Source organism: Dongia sp., assembly GCF_041918875.1.
Lineage (GTDB): Bacteria > Pseudomonadota > Alphaproteobacteria > Dongiales > Dongiaceae > Dongia.
In genome coordinates this window covers 207,838-232,373 of record NZ_JAYRUV010000003.1, presented here as the reverse complement: position 1 = coordinate 232,373, position 24,536 = coordinate 207,838, and the positions used below count along the sequence as shown (strand labels likewise).

The 24,536-nt window shown below is 63.6% G+C and carries 24 protein-coding genes and 1 tRNA gene; 4 read left to right on the top strand and 21 right to left on the bottom strand.

The annotated features are described in order from the left end of the window. Nucleotide 1: 1 nt before the first annotated feature. From ACE3TY_RS04770 to ACE3TY_RS04725, 10 genes are all read right to left on the bottom strand, one after another. On the bottom strand, nucleotides 2-652 hold the full coding sequence (locus ACE3TY_RS04770; RefSeq protein WP_374651376.1) for a lysophospholipid acyltransferase family protein: 651 nt from the start codon (nucleotides 650-652) through the stop codon (nucleotides 2-4). Nucleotides 653-654: 2 nt separating this feature from the next. After that, nucleotides 655-1,578, bottom strand: a complete 924-nt coding sequence (locus ACE3TY_RS04765) for a phosphatidate cytidylyltransferase (protein WP_374651374.1) — start codon at nucleotides 1,576-1,578, stop codon at nucleotides 655-657. Beyond that, nucleotides 1,575-2,183 carry a CDP-alcohol phosphatidyltransferase family protein gene (locus ACE3TY_RS04760; protein ID WP_374651372.1) on the bottom strand — a complete coding sequence of 203 codons (609 nt, stop codon included), beginning with the start codon at nucleotides 2,181-2,183 and terminating at the stop codon, nucleotides 1,575-1,577. The genes ACE3TY_RS04765 and ACE3TY_RS04760 overlap by 4 nt, the downstream gene beginning before the upstream one ends. A gap of 8 nt (nucleotides 2,184-2,191) precedes the next feature. Beyond that, nucleotides 2,192-3,115: an ArgK/MeaB family GTPase gene (locus ACE3TY_RS04755; protein ID WP_374651370.1), complete on the bottom strand. Its 924-nt coding sequence runs from the start codon at nucleotides 3,113-3,115 to the stop codon at nucleotides 2,192-2,194. 151 nt (nucleotides 3,116-3,266) lie between these two features. Continuing rightward, complete coding sequence (ppdK, locus tag ACE3TY_RS04750; protein WP_374651600.1) at nucleotides 3,267-5,954, bottom strand: pyruvate, phosphate dikinase; 2,688 nt, start codon at nucleotides 5,952-5,954, stop codon at nucleotides 3,267-3,269. A gap of 8 nt (nucleotides 5,955-5,962) precedes the next feature. Beyond that, nucleotides 5,963-8,131 carry a glycine--tRNA ligase subunit beta gene (glyS, locus tag ACE3TY_RS04745; protein WP_374651368.1) on the bottom strand — a complete coding sequence of 723 codons (2,169 nt, stop codon included), beginning with the start codon at nucleotides 8,129-8,131 and terminating at the stop codon, nucleotides 5,963-5,965. 4 nt (nucleotides 8,132-8,135) lie between these two features. Then, nucleotides 8,136-9,041 (bottom strand): glycine--tRNA ligase subunit alpha, encoded by a 906-nt coding sequence (locus ACE3TY_RS04740; RefSeq protein ID WP_374651367.1) that lies wholly within the window; start codon nucleotides 9,039-9,041, stop codon nucleotides 8,136-8,138. A 180-nt stretch (nucleotides 9,042-9,221) separates the two neighbouring features. Next, nucleotides 9,222-9,461, bottom strand: a complete 240-nt coding sequence (locus ACE3TY_RS04735) for a PP0621 family protein (protein WP_374651365.1) — start codon at nucleotides 9,459-9,461, stop codon at nucleotides 9,222-9,224. A gap of 31 nt (nucleotides 9,462-9,492) precedes the next feature. After that, nucleotides 9,493-10,227, bottom strand: a complete 735-nt coding sequence (locus tag ACE3TY_RS04730) for a tRNA1(Val) (adenine(37)-N6)-methyltransferase (protein ID WP_374651598.1) — start codon at nucleotides 10,225-10,227, stop codon at nucleotides 9,493-9,495. Next, the gene (locus ACE3TY_RS04725) at nucleotides 10,227-10,451 is read right to left on the bottom strand and encodes a DUF2007 domain-containing protein (RefSeq protein WP_374651363.1); all 225 of its coding nucleotides are present in this window, start codon (nucleotides 10,449-10,451) and stop codon (nucleotides 10,227-10,229) included. The genes ACE3TY_RS04730 and ACE3TY_RS04725 overlap by 1 nt, the downstream gene beginning before the upstream one ends. 134 nt (nucleotides 10,452-10,585) lie before the next feature. Between ACE3TY_RS04725 and ACE3TY_RS04720 the strand changes: the two genes are divergently transcribed. From ACE3TY_RS04720 to ACE3TY_RS04710, 3 genes are all read left to right on the top strand, one after another. Further along, nucleotides 10,586-11,608: a polyprenyl synthetase family protein gene (locus tag ACE3TY_RS04720; protein ID WP_374651596.1), complete on the top strand. Its 1,023-nt coding sequence runs from the start codon at nucleotides 10,586-10,588 to the stop codon at nucleotides 11,606-11,608. A 148-nt stretch (nucleotides 11,609-11,756) separates the two neighbouring features. Beyond that, a tRNA-Pro gene (locus ACE3TY_RS04715) sits at nucleotides 11,757-11,833 on the top strand. Nucleotides 11,834-12,085: 252 nt separating this feature from the next. After that, entirely contained in the window at nucleotides 12,086-13,840 is a 1,755-nt protein-coding gene (locus tag ACE3TY_RS04710) for a PHA/PHB synthase family protein (protein WP_374651361.1), read from the top strand. A gap of 6 nt (nucleotides 13,841-13,846) precedes the next feature. Here the strand turns inward: ACE3TY_RS04710 and ACE3TY_RS04705 are convergent, their stop codons facing one another. The 9 genes from ACE3TY_RS04705 to ACE3TY_RS04665 form a co-directional block, all read right to left on the bottom strand. Then, entirely contained in the window at nucleotides 13,847-14,125 is a 279-nt protein-coding gene (locus ACE3TY_RS04705) for a hypothetical protein (RefSeq protein WP_374651359.1), read from the bottom strand. Continuing rightward, nucleotides 14,122-15,228, bottom strand: a complete 1,107-nt coding sequence (locus ACE3TY_RS04700; RefSeq protein WP_374651357.1) for a DUF2336 domain-containing protein — start codon at nucleotides 15,226-15,228, stop codon at nucleotides 14,122-14,124. The genes ACE3TY_RS04705 and ACE3TY_RS04700 overlap by 4 nt, the downstream gene beginning before the upstream one ends. 138 nt (nucleotides 15,229-15,366) lie before the next feature. Continuing rightward, nucleotides 15,367-16,689: an aspartate aminotransferase family protein gene (locus ACE3TY_RS04695; RefSeq protein ID WP_374651355.1), complete on the bottom strand. Its 1,323-nt coding sequence runs from the start codon at nucleotides 16,687-16,689 to the stop codon at nucleotides 15,367-15,369. 30 nt (nucleotides 16,690-16,719) lie between these two features. Then, on the bottom strand, nucleotides 16,720-17,367 hold the full coding sequence (locus ACE3TY_RS04690; protein ID WP_374651353.1) for an ABC-type transport auxiliary lipoprotein family protein: 648 nt from the start codon (nucleotides 17,365-17,367) through the stop codon (nucleotides 16,720-16,722). Next, a complete protein-coding gene (locus tag ACE3TY_RS04685; protein WP_374651352.1) occupies nucleotides 17,364-18,302 on the bottom strand; it encodes an MlaD family protein in 939 nt (312 codons plus the stop codon). Before ACE3TY_RS04685 ends, ACE3TY_RS04690 begins: the two co-directional genes overlap by 4 nt. A gap of 24 nt (nucleotides 18,303-18,326) precedes the next feature. After that, the gene (locus ACE3TY_RS04680; protein WP_374651350.1) at nucleotides 18,327-19,097 is read right to left on the bottom strand and encodes an ABC transporter ATP-binding protein; all 771 of its coding nucleotides are present in this window, start codon (nucleotides 19,095-19,097) and stop codon (nucleotides 18,327-18,329) included. Between the two features lie 3 nt (nucleotides 19,098-19,100). Beyond that, nucleotides 19,101-20,228: an MlaE family lipid ABC transporter permease subunit gene (locus ACE3TY_RS04675; RefSeq protein WP_374651349.1), complete on the bottom strand. Its 1,128-nt coding sequence runs from the start codon at nucleotides 20,226-20,228 to the stop codon at nucleotides 19,101-19,103. Between the two features lie 73 nt (nucleotides 20,229-20,301). Next, a complete protein-coding gene (locus ACE3TY_RS04670) occupies nucleotides 20,302-21,582 on the bottom strand; it encodes a type III PLP-dependent enzyme (protein ID WP_374651347.1) in 1,281 nt (426 codons plus the stop codon). 226 nt (nucleotides 21,583-21,808) lie between these two features. Beyond that, nucleotides 21,809-22,315 carry an Lrp/AsnC family transcriptional regulator gene (locus tag ACE3TY_RS04665; RefSeq protein ID WP_374651345.1) on the bottom strand — a complete coding sequence of 169 codons (507 nt, stop codon included), beginning with the start codon at nucleotides 22,313-22,315 and terminating at the stop codon, nucleotides 21,809-21,811. Nucleotides 22,316-22,418: 103 nt separating this feature from the next. Here ACE3TY_RS04665 and ACE3TY_RS04660 point away from each other — a divergent pair, with 103 nt between their 5' ends. Beyond that, nucleotides 22,419-22,934 carry an adenine phosphoribosyltransferase gene (locus tag ACE3TY_RS04660; RefSeq protein ID WP_374651344.1) on the top strand — a complete coding sequence of 172 codons (516 nt, stop codon included), beginning with the start codon at nucleotides 22,419-22,421 and terminating at the stop codon, nucleotides 22,932-22,934. Here ACE3TY_RS04660 and ACE3TY_RS04655 read toward each other — a convergent pair. Next, complete coding sequence (locus ACE3TY_RS04655; RefSeq protein ID WP_374651342.1) at nucleotides 22,931-24,160, bottom strand: amidase; 1,230 nt, start codon at nucleotides 24,158-24,160, stop codon at nucleotides 22,931-22,933. The genes ACE3TY_RS04660 and ACE3TY_RS04655 overlap by 4 nt on opposite strands. Next, on the bottom strand, nucleotides 24,132-24,404 hold the full coding sequence (locus tag ACE3TY_RS04650) for a hypothetical protein (RefSeq protein ID WP_374651341.1): 273 nt from the start codon (nucleotides 24,402-24,404) through the stop codon (nucleotides 24,132-24,134). The genes ACE3TY_RS04655 and ACE3TY_RS04650 overlap by 29 nt, the downstream gene beginning before the upstream one ends. Nucleotides 24,405-24,536: the final 132 nt, after the last annotated feature.

Here is a 24,536-nt window from a genome sequence, read left to right as displayed (position 1 = left end):
GCTAATCCTCCTCGTCGTCGAAGACCGGCGGCAGATGGGCGCCGAGCGCCCGCACGGCCTGTTCCATCCCCTGCGTATACTGGGCACGATTGCCGCTCCAGGGGATGGGCGTTCCCACCACCGCATCGACCACTACCGGCACCAGCACGATCTCGCCGCGCGGCAGAGCCTTGCCGGCGCCTTGCAGGAAGACCGGAACCACCGGCACCTCGGGATAGCGTTCCTTCAACCGCGCGACGCCGCCCTTGAACTTGCCCATCACCTCGGCGCTGCCGCGCGAGCCTTCGGGAAAGACGATGAGGATTTCGCCGCGGTCGAGCGCTGCCGCGCTTTCGGCGAGCGGATCCTCGCCACGCGCGGCATTGCCGCGCTCCAGCGGCAGGATGTTGAGGATATGCAGGCTGAACCAGGCGAGATAACGGTTCTTGAGGAAATAATCGGCCGCCGCCACCGGCCGCACCAGGTCGATCTGCCTGAGCGGCATCAGGGACAGGAGAACCAGCGTATCGAGATGGCTGTTATGATTGGCGATGACGATGGCAGGGCCGGCCTTGGGCAGATTCTCCCGCCCGCGCACGGTCAACCCCAGCATCAGGAAAGCCACGGGCCGCAGTACCAGGACGGCGAATAGGCGACGCAGCCAGCGCGACATCGTCAGTAATAGAGGAAATAGACGATGTGGAAGAAAAGCGGCGCGGTGAAGGTCAAACTGTCGACCCGGTCGAGAATGCCGCCATGACCCGGCAACAGGCTGCCGCTGTCCTTGAGCTTCAGATCGCGCTTCACCGCCGAAATGGTGACGTCGCCCGCAAAACCCGCCAAGGCCAGCACGAAGCCGATGCCGCCGGCTTCGTACCAGGCAAGCGGGGTCAGATAGGGCGCGGCCAAGGCTGCCACCAATGTTGTGATAATCACGCCCCCGATCAGCCCCTCGACGGTCTTATTGGGGCTGACCTTGGGCACGACCTTGTGCTTGCCCAGCAGCTTGCCGCTGCAATATTGCCCGACATCGTTGATCTCGGTGAGGAGCAGCAGATAGAGGAGCAGCCCGTCGCCGCCGGCTACCGGATTGCTGGCAGCCGGCAGCGCCAGCAGAAAGGCGGCATGGCTCAGCGAAAAGACCGCGATCATCAGGCCCCAATGCACCGTGCCGGCAGCCTTGATGAAGCCCTGTGTCTCGCCGGCCAGCACCATGCGCAATGGAAGAGCGAGGAAAATGTAGACCGGGATGAAGATGATGAACATGCCGTACCAGCCGATCGACACCCAGTAATATTGCAGCGGGATCGAAAGATAGGCCCAGAGCAGCACCCGGTGATCGGCCCGGCGCGTCGGGATCAGCGTCACGAATTCCTTGAAGGCGAGAAAGCTGATGAGGCCGAAGAGCGCGATCGGGACCCAGGATGGAAGTGCGATCGAGAGACCGAGCAAGGCGACGATCACCCACCAGGTGCGGGTGCGCAGCCACAATTCATGCTTCCGCTTACGCTGCGGCCAGGCTATCGCGGTGGCGATGAGCAGCAGGACGAAGATTGCCGCCAACGCATAGGCGACATTGACGGTCATATCGAAGATCATTTCGGTGTCTCGGCAAGCGCCCGGCGGGCTCGGTTAAGCAGGGTGACGGCTCCCAGCAGCGCGATGGCGATCATCGCCCAGTTGATCCAGCTGCCCAGCGGCACGCCGATGCCGATGAGGAATCCGATAAGGCCGAACACGGCCGCCCGATCGCTTTTGCCCATTGGACCGTCATAGCGGCGGCTGGCGCCGATCACCTGGCCGAGCACGCCGGTCATTTCACCGATGATGGCGACGACGACCGCCAGCACCACCCAGAAGCCGTTGACGCCGGGAAGCAAGGCAAAGGGCAGATAAAGCGCTGTATCCGAGACGACATCGCCCACCTCGTTGAGGATGGCGCCCAGGCGCGATTTCATGGCGAACTCGCGCGCCAGGATGCCGTCGATGGCATTTCCCGCCATGCGCAGGAAGAGGAAGACCGGCAGAACGAGCCACAGGCGCAGGCAATCCGGCCACAGGGCCAGAACGGTCCCGACACCGATCGAGGCCAACATAGCCGCCAGGGTGACGGCATTGGCCGTGACGCCACGCGCGGCAAGACGGCCGGCGATGGGTCGGAGGAGTGCCACGAAGCGCGGCTTGAGGTCGTAAACGGATGCCATGGGCGCCACTATAGCTGGCGCGCATACTCCGCCAAGGCCAGAAACGGAGATTCGGCTGTGCGCGCCGTCACGGGAGCGGCATTTAAACGCTTCACCCCCTCCCGCCCCCAGCGTTCCTTGATGGCAGCCTCGATCCAGGCTTCGGCCTGGGCGGCGCGTTTGACTTTCCCCCGCCCCTCTTCCCTGAGCCAGGAATCATGCTGGGCCACCGCCTCGATCAACGCCCCGATCCCTTCTGCCGCATTGGCCGAGACGATCAGCACCGGCACCGACCAGCTATCGCCGTCCTGGCGGCCTTCGTTGAGACCCAGCGCCCCTTTGACGTCCGCCCGTGCCCTTGTTGCCGCCCGGCCCAGATCGCCCTTGGTGACGGTGACGATATCCGGGATCTCGACGATGCCGGCCTTCATGAACTGGAGCGCATCACCGGAGCCCGGTTGCACACAGAAGATCACCGTATCGGCGGCAAGTGCGATATCGGTCTCCGATTGTCCGACGCCCACGGTTTCGATGAGAACCACATCGTAGAGCGCACGCATCAGAACCATGGCGGCGAAAGTGATCTCGGCAAGGCCGCCGAGCTGGTCTCTCGCCGCCATCGAGCGCACGAAGATGCCGTGATCGTCCGGATCGGTACGAAGCCGCGTGCGGTCGCCGAGCAGTGCGCCACCGGATCGCTTCGAGGACGGATCGATGGCAATGACGGCGGTCGTTTTGCCGCTCTGGCGATAAGCGCCGATGAGCGCACCGGCGAGGGTCGACTTGCCGACGCCTGGCGGGCCGGTCAGACCGATCACCTGTCCCATCGGCGCCAGGAAAGCGGCATCGAGCAACGCGATGATTTCAGGATCGTCCGGATTGGATTCGAGCCGCGCCAGGACGCGGGCAAGAGCCGCCTTGCCGCCGGCGCGGAGGGTGGAGAGAGTGGTCACTTAGTACCCCCTCCCCAACCCTCCCCCATCGCCGACTGCGGGGGGAGGGGGTTTGATCGAGTTCGCAATGTCGTCAGAGGCAAGCTGGCTGGGATTCCCTCCCCCCAACGTGGGGGAGGGTTAGGGAGAGGGGGCGTTTGGGCCCGCGAACTCACCCCTCGCCCTTGCGGCCGGACTGGTCGCCGGAGAGTGCTGCTTGCGCCGCCGCCAGCTTGGCGATCGGCACACGGTAAGGCGAGCAGGAGACATAGTTCAATCCGACCTCGGCGCAGAAATGGATCGAAGCTGGGTCGCCGCCATGTTCGCCGCAGATGCCGAGCTTGATATCGGGGCGCGTCTTGCGGCCGCGTTCCGCGGCAATCTTCACCAGTTCGCCCACACCTTCGACATCGATGGTGATGAAGGGATCACGTTCGATGATGCCCTGGCGCTCATAGGATTGGATGAAGCGCGCGGCATCGTCGCGGCTGAGGCCATAAGTGGTCTGCGTCAGATCGTTGGTGCCGAAGCTGAAGAAGGCGGCATCCTTGGCGATCTGCCCCGCGAGCAGGGCCGCACGCGGCAATTCGATCATGGTGCCGACGGAATAGGGGATGGAGTTGCCGCTCTTCTCCGCCACTTCCTTCGCCACGCGGTCGATGATCTCGCGCATCAAGGTCAATTCCCTGGGGATGCCGACCAGCGGGATCATGATTTCCGGTTCGGCCGTATCGCCCTGCTTCGCCTTCACCTCAGCCGCCGCCTCGAAGATGGCGCGCGCCTGCATCTCATAGATTTCCGGATAGGTGATCCCAAGGCGGCAACCGCGATGACCGAGCATCGGGTTCGATTCCTGCAGCTGCGACGCACGGTAGGCGACGAGGTCGACCGAAACGCCAGCCGCCGCCGCCACTTCCGCCATTTCCTCGCGACTATGCGGCAGGAACTCGTGCAGCGGCGGGTCGAGCAGGCGGATGGTGACCGGCAGCCCCTTCATGATGTGGAAGAGTTCGACGAAATCCTGGCGCTGCATGGGCAGGATCTTCGCCAGCGCCTTCTTCCGGCCGGCCACATCCTCGGCCATGATCATCTCCCGCATGGCGATGATGCGGTCGCCATCGAAGAACATGTGCTCGGTACGGCAGAGGCCAATACCCTCGGCGCCGAACTGGCGGGCAGTGCGCGCATCGAGCGGTGTTTCGGCATTGGTGCGGATGCGCAACTTGCGGAACTCGTCGGCCCAGCCCATCAACGTCGCGAAATTACCGGAGAGGACGGGCTCGATCGTCGGCACCGCACCCAGCATGACTTCACCGGTGCCGCCATCGATGGTGATGAGATCGCCTTCGGCGATCTTCTGACCCTTGACCACCATGACCTTCTGCGCCGCATCGACGCGGAGGTCGCCAGCACCCGAAACGCAGGGACGGCCCATGCCGCGCGCGACCACCGCCGCATGGCTGGTCATGCCGCCACGCGTCGTGAGAATCCCGACGGCGGCATGCATGCCGTGAATATCTTCAGGGCTTGTTTCGACGCGCACCAGGATGACCTTCTCGCCCTTAGAGGCGCGGTCCTCGGCCTCGTCGGCGGTGAAGACGACCTTGCCGCAGGCAGCACCGGGGCTCGCCGGCAGGCCGCGACCGATAACATCCTTCTTGGCCTTCGGGTCGAGCGTCGGATGCAGCAACTGGTCGAGCGAAGCCGGCTCGATACGCGCCACCGCGGTCTTTTTGTTGATGAGACCCTCATTGCACATATCGACGGCGATCTTGAGCGCCGCCTGTGCCGTACGCTTGCCGTTACGGGTCTGCAGCATATAGAGCTTGCCCTGCTGCACCGTGAACTCGATGTCCTGCATGTCGGTATAGTGCCGCTCAAGCTGGTCGCGCACCTGCATGAGCTGCCCGAACACTTCCGGCATGGTCTCTTCCATTGCCGGGAGGGTTGAATTGTTGGCCTTTTTGCCCTCGATGGTCAGGTGCTGCGGGGTGCGGATGCCCGCCACCACATCCTCGCCCTGGGCATTGATCAGATATTCGCCGTAGAATTCCTTGGCCCCCGTCGAGGGGTTGCGCGTGAAGGCGACACCCGTCGCGCAATCCTCGCCCATATTGCCGAACACCATGGCTTGGACGTTGACGGCCGTGCCCCAATCCTCCGGGATGCTGTTGATCTTGCGATAGGTGACGGCGCGCGGAATGTTCCAGCTGCCGAACACGGCACCGATGGCCCCCCACAGCTGTTCCTTGGGGTCCTGCGGGAAGGGGCGCCCAAGCTCCTCCTCGACCTTCGCCTTATAGTCGGCGATGACCTGCTGCCAATCCTCGGCGGTGAGTTCCGTGTCGAGATTGGCGCCCTTGTCCTGCTTGTGGAAGTCGAGAATGTCCTCGAAATTGTGATGCTCGACGCCCAGCACGACATTGCCGAACATCTGGATGAAGCGGCGATAGGAATCATAGGCGAAACGCGCATCTCCCGACTTGGCAGCCAGGCCCTTCACCGTCTCGTCATTCAAGCCCAGATTGAGCACGGTATCCATCATGCCCGGCATGGAAACGCGGGCGCCGGAGCGCACGGATACCAACAGCGGCGCCTTGGGATCGCCAAATTTCAAGCCGACAATCTTTTCGATATGCGCGACACCGGCTTCGACCTGGGCCGTCAGTTCAGCCGGGTACTTGTTAGCATTGGCGTAATAATGCGTGCAGACCTCGGTCGTCGCGGTGAAGCCTGGCGGCACCGGCAGGCCCAGCGCCGACATTTCGGCGAGGTTGGCACCCTTCCCGCCCAGCAGATTGCGCATATCGGCCCGGCCTTCCGCCGAACCGCCACCGAAATGATAGACCCACTTCGTCATGGTTATGGTCATCCTTCGATCCTTGAAAAGTCCGCGATCAGTTTGAATGTGTCGCGGATCGAATTCAGCAACCGTAAGCGATTGCCACGAAGCTCTTTCTCTTCCGCATTTACCGTCACCTTGTCGAAGAAAGCATCGACCGGCGCGCGCAACGCCGCCAGGGCACGCATGGCCGCACCGAAATCCTCTTTGCCGATGGCTTCGACGACGTGCTGACGCGCCGATGTCAGCGCCTGATGCAGCGCTTTTTCCTCATCCTGTTTCAGCCAGCCGGCATCCGGGGCAGCCGAATGGGCGATGCCGTCCTTCTTCTCTTCGATGCGCAGGATGTTGGTGGCGCGTTTGTACCCTGCCAGCAGATTGGCGCCGTCGGCGCTATCGACCAGCGATTTCAGCGCATCGACGCGCGCCAGCAGGCGCGTGAGGTCATCTTCATCGCCCAGCGCGAAGACGGCGCTGATGAGGTCGTGGCGCGTGCCCTGCTCCTTCAGCGCGACCTTCAGGCGGTCGGCAAGAAAATCCATCAGATCGTCGATAGTATCTTTCGGCGTTCTTCCGTTCAGGGCGCCGACACTTTCATGCAAAGTCCGGCTGGCGATCTCCAGCGCGTCACGCAGCCTGACGCGCAGCTTGTTATCGAGGATGAGGCGGATGATCCCCAAAGCCGCGCGGCGAAGCGCAAACGGATCCTTCGACCCCGTCGGCTTCTCGTCGATGGCGAAGAAGCCGGAGAGAGTGTCGATCTTGTCGGCCAGGGCCACCGCGACGCTCACGGGTGCACTCGGGCAGGTATCGTTGGGCCCCAGGGGCTTGTAGTGATCGGCGATGGCATCGGCAACTTCATCCGACAAGTTTTCATGGCGCGCGTAATAACGCCCCATGATGCCCTGAAGTTCCGGGAACTCGCCGACCATGCCGGAAACGAGGTCCGCCTTGGCCAAGGCGGCTGCCTGATTGGCAAGACCCGCATCGCAGCCGGGGATGAATTTGGCCAGATCCCGAGCCAGCGTTTTCACGCGGCTGACCTTCTGCCCGATGGTCCCCAGCTTGGCATGATAGGTGATCGTGTCGAGCTGCGGCGTGCGCTCGGCCAAGGTCACCTTCAAATCCTGATCCCAGAAGAACTTGGCATCCGACAGGCGCGCGCGCAGGACACGCTCATTGCCATGGACGATGGCCTTGCCGCCGTCGCTGGCCTCGATATTGGCGGTGACCAGGAAACGCGGCGCCAGCTTGCCTGACTTATCCAGCAGCGCGAAATACTTCTGATTGACGCGCATCGACGTGGTCAGCACCTCATGCGGCACCGACATGAATTCGTCATCGATCTTGCCCATCAGCACGGTCGGCCATTCGACGAGGCCGGTCACTTCATCGAGCAGGCCGTCATCCGGCTTAACCGTGAGGCCTTCCTTGGCGGCAACAGCTTCCGCCTGGGTCTTGATCGAGGCACGACGCTCGGCTTGGTCGAGGATGACCTTGGCGGCGCGGAGTTTCGCTTGGTAGTCAGCGAAGGACGAGACTGTGAGGGGAGAGGGAGTTTCCACCGAGTTCGCCGCACTAGCCCCTCTCCCCTCGCGGGAGAGGGGTTGGGGTGAGGGGGTGGCAGCCGACAGAAACCGATGGCCGCGCGTCTCGGCGCCAAATGCGACCTTGTCGGGGCTAAGATCGAAGGCACCCGACAGAACCTTTCCATCTAACAACGCCACGATACTGTGCAGCGGGCGCACCCAACGCTGCGTGTTACCCGCCCAGCGCATGGATTTCGGCCAGGGCAGATCCGCTATCGCGGCAAGAATGATCTCCGGCAGGATCTCCGCCGTAGCGATACCCTTCTTCTCGACAACAGCAAAATAAAACTCGCCTTTGCCCGTATCGCGCTTCTCGCACTGATCAAGCGAGGTGAGGCCGGCTGATTTCAGGAACCCTTCCACCGCCTGTTGTGGCGAGCCGACGCGCGGGCCTTTCTTTTCTTCCTTCACATCTGGCTGTGCCAGTGGGAGTCCTTGGACGACGAGCGCCAGTCGGCGCGGCGTGACGAAGGACTTCGCGGAGCTGAAAGTGAGACCCGCCGCCTTCAGTTTGTCGCTAACAAGTCGCTGCAAATCTTCGGCTGAACGCGCCTGCATGCGGGCGGGGATTTCTTCGGAGAAGAGTTCGAGGAGGAGTTCGGCCATGACTTCAGCCCTCCCCTCTCTGCGTGGCTTCCCAGGCTTCGCAGCAGGCCTTGGCAAGGGTCCGCACACGGCCGATATAGGCCTGGCGCTCGGTCACCGAGATGACGCCGCGGGCATCAAGCAGGTTGAAGAGATGGCTGGCTTTCAAAGCCTGATCGTAAGCGGGTAGCGGCAATGCTTTGATACCGCCCAGCAAGGCCGCGCATTCCTTCTCGGCATCGACGAAATGCTGCAGCAAGGCGTCGGTATTGGCGCGCTCGAAGTTGAAGGCCGAGTATTCCTGTTCCGATTGCAGGAACACGTCGCCGTAAGTCATACCGTGCCCATTGTAATCGAGATCGTAGATGCTCTCGACGCCCTGCACATACATGGCGAGGCGTTCGAGGCCGTAGGTGAGTTCCGTCGAGACCGGATTGCATTCCAGCCCGCCCACCTGCTGGAAGTAGGTGAACTGGCTGACTTCCATGCCGTCGCACCACACTTCCCAGCCAAGACCCCAGGCACCCAGTGTCGGGCTTTCCCAATCGTCCTCGACGAAGCGGATGTCGTGTTGCAGCGGATCAATGCCGATGGCGCGCAGCGAACCCAGATAGAGATCCTGGCTGTCGTCGGGCGACGGCTTCAGGATCACTTGGAACTGATAATAGTGCTGCAAGCGGTTGGGATTCTCGCCATAGCGCCCGTCCTTGGGGCGGCGCGAGGCCTGCACATAGGCGGCGCGCCAGGGCTTGGGGCCGAGTGCCCGCAAGGTCGTTGCCCAGTGGAACGTACCGGCGCCGACTTCCATGTCGTAGGGCTGCAGGATCACGCAGCCCTGCTCAGCCCAATAGCGCTGCAGCTTCAGAATGAGCGCCTGGAAACAGGTCTCGGGGTTGGGCTTCCGGCGCGCGGCGTTCGCCTCGGCGGGCATAATCGGTGAATCCCCCTACGATGTTCATGCGAGCTTGGCCGTAACCGGCTTCTTGGTGCGCCGCAACATACTCAGCGCGGTGAGGTTAATCAAGCCAAGCCTGGGCCAACCGCACGCAAAAACGCCAGCGATTCCGCCAAATTCGTGTGACTTAATGAGCTAATTCTAAAGCGAAAGCGATTAGTTGGCTGAGTGGCCGCAGGAACAGCCGGATTTAGCCGGAAAATAGGCGCCGCAGGACTTGCACTGAACCATGTCCTCGACCGGCTTTTGTGCCGGCCCTTTGGCGGTGCCGGCGCGGTTCTGCTGGCTGTCGCCCTGATCGGTCCCCGCCACCTTGGCCCGGCGCATGAAGTACCATACCACCGCGATAATGGCGGCGATGACCAGCAATTTTGGGAAACTGGGGAGGCTGAACATCCGCGAGATTTAGGACCTTGCACCGGATCGGTCAAGCCGGAGCCCGCAGCGGCAGCGCCGCCGCATCGCGCAGGATCGCCTGGGTCGCGGCGGTGAAAGTCCCATCGGCCTCATGGAGCGGCCAGGGCGCGCATTCCTGAAATCCGGCCGGCGCCCCTTTGATCCCCTGCAGGAGGATGCGCTTTGCGGCGGCATCGGCACGCGGCAGGAGCGGGAGCAGATGGAGGCTGCCGAGGCCCAGCATCATGCAGGCTCGCAGTTCGGGCGCGCGGTCGGCCCGGTGAATGAAGGTGACGCTGCCGCCATCCTTGGCCGCGGCGATCGCGCAGGCCACCCAGTCCGTGAGCTTCGCGTCGCCTTCGACATTGGCCATTGCCTTGATCGGGTTGGGCGAAATGGATGCGGTCGCGCGCGCAAGATAGGGCGGATTGGCTAGCACATGATCGAAAGCGCGATCCTTGAAGCCCAGCAGGTCGCCGCTCTCGAAACTTGCGCGGTCGGCCAGGCCGTTCGCTGCGGCATTGCGCACCGCCAGCGCGACAAGTGCAGGCTGCAAATCGATTCCATGCACCGCGACCCCAGCTACGCGCCCGGCCAGGCACAGGGCCGCCGTGCCCACGCCGCATCCCAGGTCCAGCACGCGTTCGCCGGACTTGGCGGGCACGGCGGCCGCCAGCAGCACGGGATCGATCGCGGCACGGTATCCATCCCTCGGCTGCATCAGCTGCAGGCGGTTGCCGAGCACGCGGTCGGTGCTGGTCTCCATCACGGCAGCAGGTCCGGCGCGAGTTCCGCCGCCTCGATGAGAACGGCGCGGGCACGCGCATGATCGTCGTCGGCCACCATCAGGCGTTGCGGCAGGATGTCGAGGCTGCCCTGCATGATGCTGGCATGCGTATCGAGGATCAGGGAATCGATGCCCGCATCTGCCAGCAAGGCCGTCAGGAAGGACAGCCTAACCGGGTCACCGGACCGGATCAGTTCGCGCAAAGGTCAATTCCCTTCGGATTGCCCCGCGCCGATATGTCGCGGGCCCTGCCCCGGCTCGGCTTGACCGAATGGGGAGAGCGGCTATGCTCGCGCGAGATAAGACATTTCTCAAGAAATTACGTAGGGATTTCAGCGTGGCCGTCGTCGTCAATCTCGAAACCGGACGCAAGGATGCCAAGCCTGACGCACTGGACCGGCTGACCGATCTGGTCGGGGCCGAGCTTGCCCGCGTCAACCAGCTCATCATCCAGCATATGCAGAGCGACGTGCAGCTCATCCCGCAATTGGCCGGCCATATCATCGCCGCCGGGGGCAAGCGCCTGCGCCCGCTGCTCACCCTGGCTGCCGCGCGCATGTGCGGCTATCACGGCGAGCGCGCGGCGGGCCTCGCTGCCTGCGTCGAGTTCATCCACACGGCCACCCTGCTCCATGACGATGTGGTCGACGAAAGCGCATTGCGGCGCGGCGAGGCTTCGGCCAACGCGGTCTGGGGCAACAAGCCTTCCGTCCTGGTCGGCGATTTCCTCTTCAGCCGCGCCTTCCAGTTGATGGTGGCCGACGGCTCGCTGCGCGTGCTCGAGATTCTCTCGACCGCATCGGCAGTTATTGCCGAGGGCGAAGTGCTGCAGCTGATGACCAGCAACGACACCGCGACAACGGAACAGGCCTATCTCGAAGTCATCAAGGGCAAGACGGCGGCCCTCTTCGCTGCCGCCTGCGAAGTCGGCGCCGTGGTGGGCGGAAGGCCCAAGGTCGAAGAAGACGCGCTGCAGAGCTTCGGGCTCAATCTCGGCATCACCTTCCAGCTCATCGACGACGCGCTCGATTATTCGGCCAAGCAGGAAACGCTGGGCAAGACGGTGGGCGACGATTTCCGGGAGGGCAAGATCACCCTCCCCGTCATTCTCGCCTATCTGCGCGGCGATGCCGGGGAGCGCGCTTTCTGGCAGCGCACCCTGGAAAAGGTCGAGCAGCAGGAGGGGGATCTGCGCCACGCCATCCAGCTGATGGAACGCCACTGCGCCCTGAAGGACACAGTCGCCCGTGCCGCCCATTACGGCGCCATCGCCCGCGACGCCCTGGGCATCTTCCCCGAAGGCCCCGAAAAGCGCGCCCTCATCGATGTGATCGATTTCTGCATCGATCGGGGCTTCTGATGAAAAAAGGCGCTGTCCGCTCAATAGCTTGAGATAAGCCGATAAAGTTTGGCGCCCAGGCCAAGGCAGGCTTGCGCCGGCCCGGCGCAGCGGCTATAAGGCACCGCGTTTCGCCGCCCGGCACTTCCAGGATCCGGGCGCTTCGGGTCGGAGTGTAGCTCAGCCTGGTAGAGCACTACGTTCGGGACGTAGGGGCCGGAGGTTCGAATCCTCTCACTCCGACCAATTCATCTTAACATTCGCGCAGCCAGACCTATTGCCGCATCGCAGCAATTTCATTTGCCGCGCCCGCCGTCGCACCCCATTCTCCAATCCTGGACGATCTGGCCTGGACGATCTGGCCCGGACAATCAGGAGCATCGAATGAAAGCGGCAGCCCTGGCCAAGCGTGGCTCCCCCGGAAAAGGTGCAAGATCGCGCGCCCGCGCCTCGCGGCCCGCCCTGCCGGCCGTTCGCCCTGCGCCCGGGGCGGCAGCGATGCAAGGCCTCCCCGGCAGCGACCTTCCCGAGCACGATCTCCTCTGGGGTACGGTCAGTGGCGATACGATCGACCGGCAGGTTCACGCCGCCCTCGCCCGCCTCACTTTCGGCATCTCGCCCGCCTCGCTTCACGAAGCCTATTCCGATTGGGCCGTCCATCTCGCCATGTCACCTGGCAAGCAGGCGCATCTGGTGCAGAAGGCCCTGCGCAAGATCCTGCGCTTTGCCAATTTTGCCCAAGGCTGCGCGCGCCAGGGCCTGGCCGCCCCCAATTGCATCGAACCGCTGGCTCACGACAAGCGCTTCAGTGCGCCGGCTTGGCAGCAATTCCCTTTCAATCTGCTGCAGCAATCTTTCCTGCTGACCCAGCAATGGTGGTACAATGCAACGACCGAGGTGCCGGGCGTATCGCAGCATCATGAGGACATGGTGTCGTTCGCCGCGCGCCAGCTGCTGGACGTGCTCTCACCCGCCAATTTCGTCGCCACCAACCCGGAAGTCCTGCAGGCCACGTTGCAGGAAGGTGGTGCCAATCTGCAGCGCGGTGCCGAACAGTTGCTGGCCGATTGGGAAAGGTTGATCGCCGGCAAGCCGCCTGTCGGCGCCGAGCGTTTCGTTCCCGGCGAAAGTGTCGCCGTCACGCCGGGCGAGGTGGTCTATCGCAACGAACTCATCGAACTTATCCAGTACAGGCCGCAAACAGCGAAAGTATTCGCCGATCCGGTGCTGATCGTGCCGGCCTGGATCATGAAGTACTACATTCTCGACCTGTCGCCCGAAAACTCGCTGGTGCGCTACCTGGTCGAGCGCGGTCACACGGTCTTCATGATTTCATGGAAAAACCCGGAATCGAGCGACCGCGACCGATCCTATGACGATTACCGGCGCCTTGGCGTGATGGCGGCACTCGATTGCATCTCTGCCGCCCTGCCGAACCGGAAGATCAATGCTGCCGGCTATTGCCTTGGCGGCACCCTGCTGGCGACGGCAGCAGCAGCCATGGCGCGCGACAACGACACGCGCCTCAAATCCATCACGCTGCTGGCGGCACAGGTCGATTTCACTGAAGCCGGCGAACTCACCCTCTTCATCGACGACAGCCAGGTCTGCTTCCTAGAGGATATGATGTGGGAGCAAGGCTATCTCGACACCAAGCAGATGGCCGGCGCCTTCCAACTGCTGCGGTCGAACGACCTCATCTGGTCGCAGATACTGCGCCTCTACCTCCTGGGGCAGAAGCCGGCGATGAGCGACCTCATGGCGTGGAATGCGGATTCGACGCGCATGCCCTATCGCATGCATTCCGAATATCTGCGCGGCATGTTCCTCAACAACGATCTGGCGCGCGGCCAGCACATGGTCGAAGGCCGCCCCATCAATCTCGCCGATATCCGCGTGCCGATCTTTGCCATCGGCACCGAGCGCGATCATGTGGCGCCCTGGACCTCAGTGCACAAGATCACCTTCCATCCGGCAACCGATGTCACCTTCCTGCTGGCCAGCGGTGGCCACAACGCCGGCATCGTCAGCCCGCCCGGCAAGGATGGGCGCCATTACCGCGTCTCGACCAAGGCGGCCGGCGATCGCTATCAGGATCCGGAAAGCTGGTTCACGGCAACGCCCGAACATGAAGGCTCGTGGTGGCCGGAATGGCAGCATTGGCTGGCTGGGAAGTCGGGCACCAAAGTAACCGCACCGGGAGTGAGCGGGTCGCTGGCTGCGGCGCCCGGCCGTTACGTCCTCCAGCGTTAGGCGGGCTCACTCGAGCGGGATGCCTTCGTCCTTGGCGACAGCGCGGTAGATTTCGCAGGCCTTGTCGGGATTGCCGGCGGCAAGCGCTTCGCCGCCCTCGTTCATCCTGCCGTTGGCGGCGACGACACGCTGGCTGTCTTCTTCGGTCTTGGCCGCCGCGGCCTTTTCCCCCAGTGCGGTCGAAAGCTTGACCATAAGGTCGACGGCTTCCTGCTGGTCGCAGGCAAGTGCGGGTGTGATGGACAATGCAAGCCAGACGGCCGCGGTGACAGCGATCTTGTTCATGCGGCGAGCTGCTTCAGTTTTTTCATGAGGTATTCGAGATTGTCGTTGCCGATATCCTCGAACTGTGTGAGCACGCGTTCGATGACGCGAATGGAGAAGCGCGCGCGATCGTTGGCGCCGCCATCGTATTCCATCTCGCGCGCCACATCGAAGGCGACGCGGAAGGCCGGGAACAGATTGGCCGGCAGCGGCGTGCGCTGGTAGATCGACTGCAGCCCGAGCTTACCTTCGTCATGGATCAGCACGCGGGCGCTGACGATCGGCATATTGGCCAGTACCGCCAGGCTCGCCTCGAAGAATGTGAGGTCGCCGGTGCAAAGGGTCCGCAGGATAAGCGACGGCGTCAGCCGCCGGTTGTCGCGCAGCTGCTGGACCAGATCGACCACGTCGGCGGATTTGGAGCCCGCCGGCAACAGGCCGGCGGTGGCACGCTCGCGTGCCTGCAGCACCAGATCGGCTGCCATTTCGGCGGATATTTCCTTGTGCGACAACAGATGCTCGCGCAGGGATTCCGAGACCCGGGCGACGATCTTTTCAGAAATGCGCAACGGCAGGTTGGCGCGCGCGACCAGGGAATTGTTCACCGCCGGATGTGCGCCGAATTTGGCAAAGGCCTTTTCGAGTTCCGCGTCCTTGAGCATGGCGCCCGGATTGTTGACCAGCGTCGCCACCACTTCGCCCGTTTTGCCATGATCGATGAGAGCGTTGGCAACGTCGCCCGACACGCTGGCACGACGTGCCACGGCGGTCTGCTTCTCGGCGCCCGACATGCGGATGATCTCGATCAGGTCGGTATCCGACAGCACGGTCGAGAATTCCAGCACCGGCAGCGCCACGAGTTCGACATCGCGCGCCAAGGTGAGTGCGACGTCCTTGGGCAATTCGGGACTGGCCTTCAGATTGATCGACAGCGCCTCGCGCACGCGAACTTCGGCATCGCGCACCATGATGCGGAAAATTTCCTCGGCAAGCTGCCGCTCGGCGGCCGACAATTCGGTTTCGTAGAAAGCCTTCGCGACCTTGGTAGCCGTCTCGACCCGTGAATCGGCCGACGGGTCGGTCATCAGCTTGCGGACATCGGCTTCGGTCAGCATGGCTGCCATCGAGGCTTACTCCAATGTTGTGGGCGGCGGCTGCCCTGTCATGGTGCTACTGAAACACCTAATCCACAATTCGTTAAAGTAGTGACAACGAGATTTCACGTCGATACTTAAAATTTCGCACAATCACATACTTAGCGCTTAACCGACCGCCTGCTTGAGTGCGCGTTCCATCTTGTCGACGATCTCGTCGAGCTGCCCGTCGGCAAGGTTGAAAGGGGGCGCGAGCAGGATGTGATCGCCGCTCTTCCCATCGATGCAGCCGCCAGCCGGATAGGTAATCAATCCTTCAGCCATGCTGGCCTGCCTGTATTTCAGCCATTTTTTCTCCGCAGGATCAAAGGCTTGTTTCGTCTCGCGATCGGCGACCAATTCGAGGCCGATGAACAGGCCGCGACCGCGTATGTCGCCAATATGCGGGTGCTGGCCAAAGCTGTCGGCGAGGCGCGCCCGCAATTTGCCGCTGAGGTCGCGCACGCGCGCCAGCAGATTTTCTTCCTCGATCGCTTGCTGCACCGCAAGGGCAGCAGCGCAGGCCATGGTGTGGCCGGCATAGGTATGGCCGTGCTTGAGCTGCCCCGAACCCTTCTCCAGTGCCGCCACGATCCTGTCATGGGCGAGGAAGGCGCCGATCGGCTGGTAGCCGGCGCCGAGTCCCTTGGCCATGGTCAGGATATCCGGCGTCACGCCATCCTCGGCGCAGGCATAGAGATGTCCGGTCCGGCCCATGCCGCACATCACCTCGTCGAACACCAGCAGCACGCCATAGCGGTCGCAGATCTGCCGCAGGCGCGCCAGATAGCCCGGCACCGGTTCGGCGCAGCCCAGGGAAGAGCCGGCGATCGGTTCGGCAAAGAAGGCGGCGACCGTATCCGGCCCTTGGCGCAGGATGGCTGCTTCCAGTTCATCGGCGATGCGGATGCCATATTGCTCGGCGCTCTCGTCCGCGCGCCGCTCCCGGTATTCATAGCAGGGCGAGATATGCGTAACCGGCAGCAGCAGCGGTTCATAGGTCAGGCGCCGGTTAACGTCATGCCCCAGGGACAGCGCGCCCAATGTGTTGCCGTGATAGCTGCGCCGGCGGGCGATGAAATGGCGGCGCTTCGGCTCGCCGATTTCCAGGAAATATTGTCGCGCCAGCTTCATCGCCGCTTCGATCGCTTCTGAACCGCCGGAGACGAAGAAAGCATGGCCGAGACCTGCCGGCGCCTGCGCCACCAGCTTGTCCGCCAGCGCTTCCATCGCCGGATGGGTGAAGAAGGCGGAATAGGCAAAGGCGATTTCGCCGGCCTGGCGGCGTACCGCCTCGATCACCTTCGGATGGCTGTGGCCCAGGCAGGAAACCGCTGGTCCCCCCGAGGCATCCAGATAGCGTTTGCCGGTGCTGTCGATGACATAGGCGCCCTCGCCCTTGACGGCGGCAGGCAACGGATTGCGAAGATCGCGATGGAGAACGTGGCTCATGATATGGGAGTCTTCTTGGCTGGAGAACGATCAGGATTGCGGTGCGGCCAAGACGCCGGCGATGAGCTGATTGAAGACATCGCCCAGTGCCGTTTCGAATGCCGCGACGATGCCGGACAGGCCGCCGCCGGCAGACGGCTGGCGCGCCTCGGCGGAAATGGATTTGACGATCTTGCGCTCCGGCATCTTCACCAGCTTGGCGGTGATGCGGATGGCGGCCTCGCCGCTGTTGCCGGAATAGGCCGCCTGAAAATCGCGCAATTCCGATTGCAGGATGTAATCCGGCTTCAAGCCGGCGGAATCGCGCCCGACCGCAAGCTGCGGAACGACGTCCTCGAACGCCTCGATCAGCTTGGATTGCACCAGGGCGGGCGCCGCATCCGACCAGACGCCTTCGGCGAAATATTCGATGCGGTTGGCGGCGCGCGTCAACGCGATCCGGTTGGTGGCGAGATCGGCACCGGCCTTGGGTTCGGCCACCACCAGCTGCCAGTCGAGCGCCGGCGGATTGGCGACCGGCGCCACCTTGGGCGAGACGGAATAGAGATTGAGCGGCTTGTCGACCTCCGGGACGATGCCGCAGCCGGCCATCAGCCCGCCCGCACCGAGCAGCAGGCCGCGCCGGCTGATCGACCGGATCGATTGGCCACCGGTGTTACGAGCAGAAAAATCGATCATGGAGCAGGCACACCTTTGTTGCGGTCTGAGAGGAAGAAGCGCGCCGGATCGCGCTCCAATTCCTGCGAAATCCGGGCCATCGAGGCAGCCAGCTCACGCAGCTGCGCGATGAGGTCGGTCGCTTCGTAAAGGGCGGTGCCGGAGAATTGCTTCAGCGGTTCGCGGTTCTCGGCCACCAGCGCATTCATCTGGTCGGAGGTCTGCTCGAAGGATTTCGCCATCTTCTCGAATGAATCGACGGCCTTCTGCGCTTCCCGCGCGGCCGGCCCCAGGGTCTTCTGCAGATCGGCGGCCAGCTTGCTGAACTTGTCCCCCGCCTCGCTCACGCGGTTCACGGCAGCATCGCTGTCGGCGATGAGCGCGTCGATCTCCGGCGCCCGCTCTTTCAACCCCTGCGACAGGTCGCGCAGATTGGCGAGCGTGTCGGTCAGCGCCTGTTGGTTCTCGCGCGACAGCATCGCATTGAGATTGTTGGCGATGCGGTCGATCTTGGCGATAAGGTCGGGCGCTTGGCGCGTCAATCGCTCAAGCGTCGATGCCGCCGCCGTCACTTCGCTACCCGGCGGCAACAAAGGCTGCGAGGAGGTGCCGCGGCTCAAGGACATGCCGACACCGCCGGCGATGCTCTGCAGTTCCAGCGTCGCCTGAGAATCGACACGCAGCGGCGTTCCGGTGCGGACTTCGAAATCGACCCGCGCCAGCCCGCTATCCTCGGGGTCGATGCGCACATCCGTCACGCGCCCGACCGGAATGCCGCCGAAATTCACCGTACTGTCGACGCGCAGCTGCGAGACCGATCCGGTGAAGCGGGCGTAATAGGCGTTGTAGGCGACCTGGCCCTGGAACTTCGCGACCCACAGCACGAAGACGAAGGCTCCCGCCAGGAGCAGCAGCACGAAGCTGCCAACCGCCAGATGCCGAGCCCTTGTTTCCATGATCCTGTCTGTCCTTCGTCGAAATCAGGCGCCGATGCCGGCGGCCCTAGCGCGCGGGCCGTGGAAATATTCCCTGATCCAGGGATGCTCGTCCTTCAGATGCTCCTGAAGTGTGCCCACCCGGATCTTCCGGTCGATGAGGATACCGATTCGGTCGCAGATCGCCACCAGAGAGTCGAGGTCGTGGGTGATCATGACCACCGTAAGCCCCAGACTTTGTTGCAGATTGCGAATGAGCTGGTCGAATTCGGCCGCCCCGATCGGATCGAGGCCCGCCGTCGGTTCGTCGAGAAAGAGGATGTCCGGGTCCAGCGCCAGCGCGCGCGCGAGGCCCGCACGTTTCTTCATGCCGCCCGAAAGCTGCGAAGGATATTTGGCACCCGCCTCCGCCGGCAGGCCGGAGAGGCGGATCTTGAGGGCCGCCAGTTCGTCCATCAGCTGCGGGCTGAGATCGGTGTGCTCGCGCATCGGCGCCTGCACATTTTCAGCCACGGTCAGCGAGCTGAAGAGGGCGCCGTTCTGAAAGAGAACACCCCAGCGCGCCTCTATCCTGGTACGCGCGGCATCGCTGATCTGATCCATGCGCTGGCCCAGGACCGAAATGGTGCCCGAAGCCTGCCGATTGAGGCCGATAACGGTCCGCATCAGCACCGATTTGCCGGTGCCGGATCCCCCGACGATACCCATCACCTCGCCCCGGCGCACATCGAGATCGAGACCGTCATGCAGCACTTGGGCGCCGAACCGGTTGACGATGCCGCGCAGGGAAATGACCAGATCCTGTTTCTGCGCCATCCCTCACACCCCCAGATAGGAAAAGAGGATGGAGAACAGCGCATCGACGATGATGACCAGGAAGATGCCCTCGACCACCGACCGGGTGGTGAGGCGGCCGACGCTTTCGGCGCTGCCGGAAACGCGCAGCCCCTCGAAACACCCGATAAGGGCGATAAGGGCTGCAAAGAACGGCGCCTTGACGATGCCGACCCAAAAGTGGCTGACCGTAATCGCCTGGTTGAGCAGGCTGAGATACTGGCCGAAGCCGATATCGAGCAGCGCCACGCACATGAGGCCGCCGCCGATCAGCCCCATCATATCGGCAAAAAAAGTGAGGAGCGGCAGCGCCACCATGAGCGCCAGCACGCGCGGCACCACCAGCACATCCATCGGGTCGAGGCCGATGGTGCGCAAGGCATCCACTTCCTCATTCACCTGCATCGTGCCGATCTGCGCGGTGAAGGCCGAGCCGGAGCGGCCCGCTACCACAATCGCCGTCAGCAATACCGCCATCTCACGCAGCACCGAGATGCCCAGCATGTTGATGGTGAAGGTCTGCGCCCCGAAACGGGCCAGCTGGTCGGCGCCCTGGAAGGCCAGCACGACACCGACCAGCAGGTTGATCATGCCGACGATGGGCAGCGCATTGAGCCCGGTCTGTTCGAGATGCGAAAAGATCGCGTTCCAGCGCAGTTTCCACGGTGTCAGCGCCAGACGCGCCAAGGCGCTCATCAGCCCGCCGAAAAAGGCGACGAGGTCGCGGCTTTCGAGGAGGATGGCTTCGACCGAAGCGCCGACTTCCGCCACCTTGTCGCCCAGGTTGCGCCGCGGCGGCTCCGCCGGCAGCACGTCCTGCGTCTCGACCACGCGCTTCAGCAGGACGGCGAGGTCCGGATCGCCCTCCTTCGTCTCCACCTCGAAGCCGGCGGCCACCAGGGCCTTGCCATGGCGGCGGATGAGCCAGGCACCGGACGTGTCGAGCTGGTCGATGGCGGAAAGGTCGATGAGCGCCGCCTTTCCCTTCGCCACCGCCGGGATGGCGAGATCGCGGGACAGGCGCGTCGCGTGGTCGATGGTCCAGGCCCCGCCGCATGACCAGATGGCCACGCCGCCGCTGGTGCTGAATTTGACCCAGCCGGGGTCGCTCATGAATGCCTCGAATGCAAAACGGGCTGCAGTCTAGCAGCCCGCCTTGGCACAGCAATGAGGGAAGCAAGCGGCCTTAAATGAAATAGGCCTTCAACGGATCGAAGCCATTGAAATTGATGGCGGAATAGGTGGTGGTGTAGGCGCCGGTCGAATGCAGCCGCACGCGGTCGCCGGCCTTGAGGTCGAGCGGCAGACGATAATTGGCCTTGTCGTAGAGAATATCGGCTGAGTCGCAGGTGGGACCCGCCAGGATCACCGGACCGGTCGCGGTCGCCACCGTATCCAGCGCCTCGACCCGGTAGCGGATCGCCTCGCCCTCCGTCTCGGCGAGGCCCCCGAAGCGGCCGATATCGAGATAGACCCAGCGCCGCTCCTCCGTCGCCGATTTCCGCGAGACCAACAAAACCTCGGCCTCGATGACACCGGCATCGGCCACCATGTAGCGGCCCGGCTCGATGATGAGGCGCGGCCAGACGGCGCCGAAGTTACGGTTGAGGGCGTGGGCGATGGCGGCGCCATAGGCGTCGATACCGGCGACACCGGGAGCGTATTCGGCCGGGAAGCCACCGCCGAGATCGATCAGGCCCAGCATCACACCGGCTTCGGCGCAGCCGTCGAACACGGCCTTGGCGCTGGCGATGGCGCGGTCCCACTGGTTGGGATCGAGCTGCTGGGAGCCCACATGGAACGAGACACCGGCCGGCTTCAGCCCCAGGGCCCGTGCCTCGATCAGGAGTTCCGTCGCCATGTCCGGGACGCAGCCGAATTTGCGGTTGAGCGGCCACAGGGCGCCTTCCGCCTCGACCAGGATGCGGCAATAGACCTGCGAGCCCGGCGCATGGGCGGCGATCTTGCGCAGCTCTTCGATGGCGTCGAAGGCAAAGAGCGTCACGCCGATGCTGTGGGCCCAGGCGATATCGGCCGGCTTCTTGATGGTGTTGCCGAAGGAGATGCGGTCCGGCGTAGCACCCGTGGCGAGGGCCGCACGGATTTCACCCGCCGAAGCGGTGTCGAATCTGGAACCGGCGGCGGCCAGCCGGTCCAGAATCTGCGGCGCCGGGTTGGCCTTCACGGCGTAGAAAATCTCGGCCTGCGGCAGGGCGGTGCCGAGGGCGGCATATTTCCTCTCGACGACGTCAAGATCGACCACCAGGCAGGGGGTCGCCGGTTTTTCATCGTTCAGGAACTGCAGCGCGCGCTCGGGCCGAGGGCCGGCATCGTTGGCGATCACCGCCCGCGGCGCCAGTTGAGCCCGCAAGGATGTCGCCGCGAGATCGCGGGCACTGACTTCCTGGGTAGCCGTCTTCGACTTCGCCAGCTTCGACTTCACCCGCGCCGTCGCAATCTTGTTCATCTGCCTGTTCTTCCTTCACCCGGCTGATGGGGGCCTCTCGGTCCCGGAAAATGAAATCGCCGCGTTGGAAACCCCTATTGAAAGGGTGAATCCCACGCGGCGAGAGCCATCATGGCGAAGAAATAGATAAGAATTCTTTAGCAGGATTTGTCGTTTTTGATGGGCCGCCCGGCAGAATATCTGCGCAAGTTGGAGCCCCTCGCCCGAAGATTTTGCTGCTTTCGCCCTATTCGGGCTTCAGCGCGCCCGGATCGATCAGCTCCTTGAGCGGATAGCCGGCAAATTTCTTGGTCTCCGACATGATGACGTTGGTGGTCACGGAGGCGATGTTCGGATCCTGCTCGATGAGGGCGTTGTGGATCTCGACATATTCGCCCACCGACCGGCAGACGAAGTGGACGATATAGTCGAAATTGCCGGAGATCTGATAGCAGGCAATGGCCTGGGGCGTGTCGTTGATGAGGGTTTCGAACGCCCCCTGCTGGGCGCGGCCATGTTTGTGGAGGGTAACAAAACTCAATATCTCGACATGATCGGCGACCTTGGCGAGGTCGATATCGGCGCGGTAGCCGCGGATGATCTTCTGCTTCTCCAGCTGCCGCAGCCGCGTGTGGCAGGGGCTGGCCGAAAGACCGACCTTGGCCGCCAGTTCCAGATTGCTGACCCGCCCCGCCGCCTGGAGGGCGGTCAGAATCTTGACGTCCACCTTGTCGATCCGCTGCGACTTGCGCATGCCCGCCCGCCCTTTCCGCTTTGGTCTTTCCCCGTCTGGGTCAATGGCTTATACAGCCAGACCAGCGCTGGACGCCACCTCCCCCCAACCGTTTCAGGTCAAGATGGATCTCAAGCAGCATATCCGCCACGTCCCGGATTTTCCCAAACCGGGCATACTCTTCTATGACATCTCGACCCTTCTGGCCCATGCGGGCGCATGGCATGAGGCCCTCAATCGCCTGACCGGCATTCTGGGTGCCTATAAGCCGGACGTTCTTGTCGGGATCGAATCCCGCGGCTTCCTGGTGGCCGCCCCCTTGGCCGATCGGCTGGGAACGGGCTTCATCATGGTGAGGAAGCGCGGCAAGCTGCCCGGCGAAACCATCCGCCATGCCTATGATCTGGAATACGGCCAGGATGTCATCGAAATCCAGGCCGAGGCGATCAAGCCGGGCCAGCGCGTGATCGTGCTCGACGATCTGCTGGCGACGGGCGGCACCATGGCCGCCGCCGTGACGTTGCTGCAGAAGGTCGGCGCCGATGTCGTGGCGATCGGCTGCCTGATCGAGCTTACCTTCCTAGGCGGGCGCAAGCGCTTCGATATCCCCGTCCATTCGCTGCTTTCCTACGACAGCTAGAGGCAGACCTCCGGCGCCAGCCTCGCCGCCAGGGCCAGCAGGGCCCGGTCGCGACCGTGGCGGGCGATAAGCGACAGGCCTACCGGCGCTCCTTGCACGAGGCCTGCCGGCAGGGTCACCTGCGGCAGGCGCGCGAGGCCGGCGATGCAGGTGAGGCTCAGCGTTCGGTCGCGGAAACCTGCGGAATCGGCGGCGCTCATCGACTTCAGCGGCGCGATATCGGCTGCGGTCGGGACGATCAGGATGCCGTCCGCCGAGAGCATGTCGTCGAGGCGCCGCGTGATCGTCCGGCGGAGTTCCGCCTCGCCGCTATCCGTCCTGGCCGCAGCCTCCTTCGACATGGCGAAACGTTCCGCGATCTCGGGGCCGAAACGGGGTTTCTCGCACTCGATCCAGGCGCCGTGCTCGGCCCAGATCTCGCGCATCTGCAGGAAACGGAAAGCCGTCCGCCAAGCGGACAGGCCCCCACAATCGGCGGCGAGCGTCATGTCGATGGCCGGGCCGATGGCGGAAATGGCCTTTTCCCTTGCCGGCGCTAGCGCCGCCGCCACGGCCGGATCGGCCAGCGCCCAGGCATCGCGCGCCAGATAGACTTCGCCAAAGGGTGCATCTTCGCCGCCGTCGGGCGGCAGCAGCACGCCACCCACCCTGGCCAGCAGATCGGCGCTGCGGGCGAACCAGCCTACCGTGTCGTGGCTTCGGGCAAGTGCCATTACGCCCCGATCGTCGACCGTGCCATGGCTGGGGCGGATGCCGAAAATGCCATTCAGTGCGGCCGGAATGCGCACTGAGCCGCCAGTATCGGTGCCCAGCGCGAAATCGCAGGCACCACCCGCGACGGCCGCCGCCGAGCCCGATGACGACCCGCCCGGAATGCGGTCGGGCGCCGCCGAATTACGCGGCGTTCCATAGTGAAAATTCTGGCCGTTGAGGCTGAAGGCCAGTTCGTCCGTGACGGTCTTGCCGATGGCACGGGCGCCGGCGGCCAACAGCCGTGTCACGCTGGCCGCATGCACCTTCGCCGGCTGATGGGTGCGCAACCAGTCCGGATTACCCCCGCCCGTCACGCGCCCCGCGATATCGTAAAGGTCCTTGACCGCGAATGTGAGCCCATTGAGCGGACCGGCACCTGTCGGTTCCAAGGCAAAATCTCCGCCAGGCGCGAGCGCGCCGAGATCGCGGAGGCGCTTCCAGGGTTCAGGTATCGGTGCCGTCGCTTGGTTCATCGTCCTCTTTCCGGGGCTTCCGGGGCGGTTCATCTTCCGGATGCAGGCGGCGAATGATGATATCGCCATTGGGCCGCACCTCGGGAGCCGCATATTGCGGGATGGTCTTCATGAGCAGGTCGAGCGCCTGCAGGATCTTGGCCAGCCCCTGTTCGGCCAGCCGCTCCGCATCCTCCGTATCCTGGGCAGTGGCCGGCGCGGATAGTGAGAAAGCCAGCAAACTGACAATGGCAAACCTGCGCATGTCTCGCCCCTTCATATTCATCGATCCATATTGTCATGGCCCGCGCAGGGGGACCATCCACGAATTCGTGCATGCGGGTGAGAAGCTAAGGGTGGGAAATCACAGTAACGATCGTCAAGGACCAGGGCTACA

Coding starts and splice junctions, on each gene's coding strand:
- ACE3TY_RS04770 (WP_374651376.1), bottom strand. CDS start 652: ATGTCGCGCTGGCTGCGTCGCCTATTCGCCGTCCTGGTACTGCGGCCC.
- ACE3TY_RS04765 (WP_374651374.1), bottom strand. CDS start 1,578: ATGATCTTCGATATGACCGTCAATGTCGCCTATGCGTTGGCGGCAATC.
- ACE3TY_RS04760 (WP_374651372.1), bottom strand. CDS start 2,183: ATGGCATCCGTTTACGACCTCAAGCCGCGCTTCGTGGCACTCCTCCGA.
- ppdK (WP_374651600.1), bottom strand. CDS start 5,954: ATGACGAAGTGGGTCTATCATTTCGGTGGCGGTTCGGCGGAAGGCCGG.
- glyS (WP_374651368.1), bottom strand. CDS start 8,131: ATGGCCGAACTCCTCCTCGAACTCTTCTCCGAAGAAATCCCCGCCCGC.
- ACE3TY_RS04740 (WP_374651367.1), bottom strand. CDS start 9,041: ATGCCCGCCGAGGCGAACGCCGCGCGCCGGAAGCCCAACCCCGAGACC.
- ACE3TY_RS04735 (WP_374651365.1), bottom strand. CDS start 9,461: ATGTTCAGCCTCCCCAGTTTCCCAAAATTGCTGGTCATCGCCGCCATT.
- ACE3TY_RS04730 (WP_374651598.1), bottom strand. CDS start 10,227: ATGGAGACCAGCACCGACCGCGTGCTCGGCAACCGCCTGCAGCTGATG.
- ACE3TY_RS04710 (WP_374651361.1), top strand. CDS start 12,086: ATGCAAGGCCTCCCCGGCAGCGACCTTCCCGAGCACGATCTCCTCTGG.
- ACE3TY_RS04705 (WP_374651359.1), bottom strand. CDS start 14,125: ATGAACAAGATCGCTGTCACCGCGGCCGTCTGGCTTGCATTGTCCATC.
- ACE3TY_RS04700 (WP_374651357.1), bottom strand. CDS start 15,228: ATGGCAGCCATGCTGACCGAAGCCGATGTCCGCAAGCTGATGACCGAC.
- ACE3TY_RS04695 (WP_374651355.1), bottom strand. CDS start 16,689: ATGAGCCACGTTCTCCATCGCGATCTTCGCAATCCGTTGCCTGCCGCC.
- ACE3TY_RS04690 (WP_374651353.1), bottom strand. CDS start 17,367: ATGATCGATTTTTCTGCTCGTAACACCGGTGGCCAATCGATCCGGTCG.
- ACE3TY_RS04685 (WP_374651352.1), bottom strand. CDS start 18,302: ATGGAAACAAGGGCTCGGCATCTGGCGGTTGGCAGCTTCGTGCTGCTG.
- ACE3TY_RS04680 (WP_374651350.1), bottom strand. CDS start 19,097: ATGGCGCAGAAACAGGATCTGGTCATTTCCCTGCGCGGCATCGTCAAC.
- ACE3TY_RS04675 (WP_374651349.1), bottom strand. CDS start 20,228: ATGAGCGACCCCGGCTGGGTCAAATTCAGCACCAGCGGCGGCGTGGCC.
- ACE3TY_RS04670 (WP_374651347.1), bottom strand. CDS start 21,582: ATGAACAAGATTGCGACGGCGCGGGTGAAGTCGAAGCTGGCGAAGTCG.
- ACE3TY_RS04665 (WP_374651345.1), bottom strand. CDS start 22,315: ATGCGCAAGTCGCAGCGGATCGACAAGGTGGACGTCAAGATTCTGACC.
- ACE3TY_RS04660 (WP_374651344.1), top strand. CDS start 22,419: ATGGATCTCAAGCAGCATATCCGCCACGTCCCGGATTTTCCCAAACCG.
- ACE3TY_RS04655 (WP_374651342.1), bottom strand. CDS start 24,160: ATGAACCAAGCGACGGCACCGATACCTGAACCCTGGAAGCGCCTCCGC.
- ACE3TY_RS04650 (WP_374651341.1), bottom strand. CDS start 24,404: ATGCGCAGGTTTGCCATTGTCAGTTTGCTGGCTTTCTCACTATCCGCG.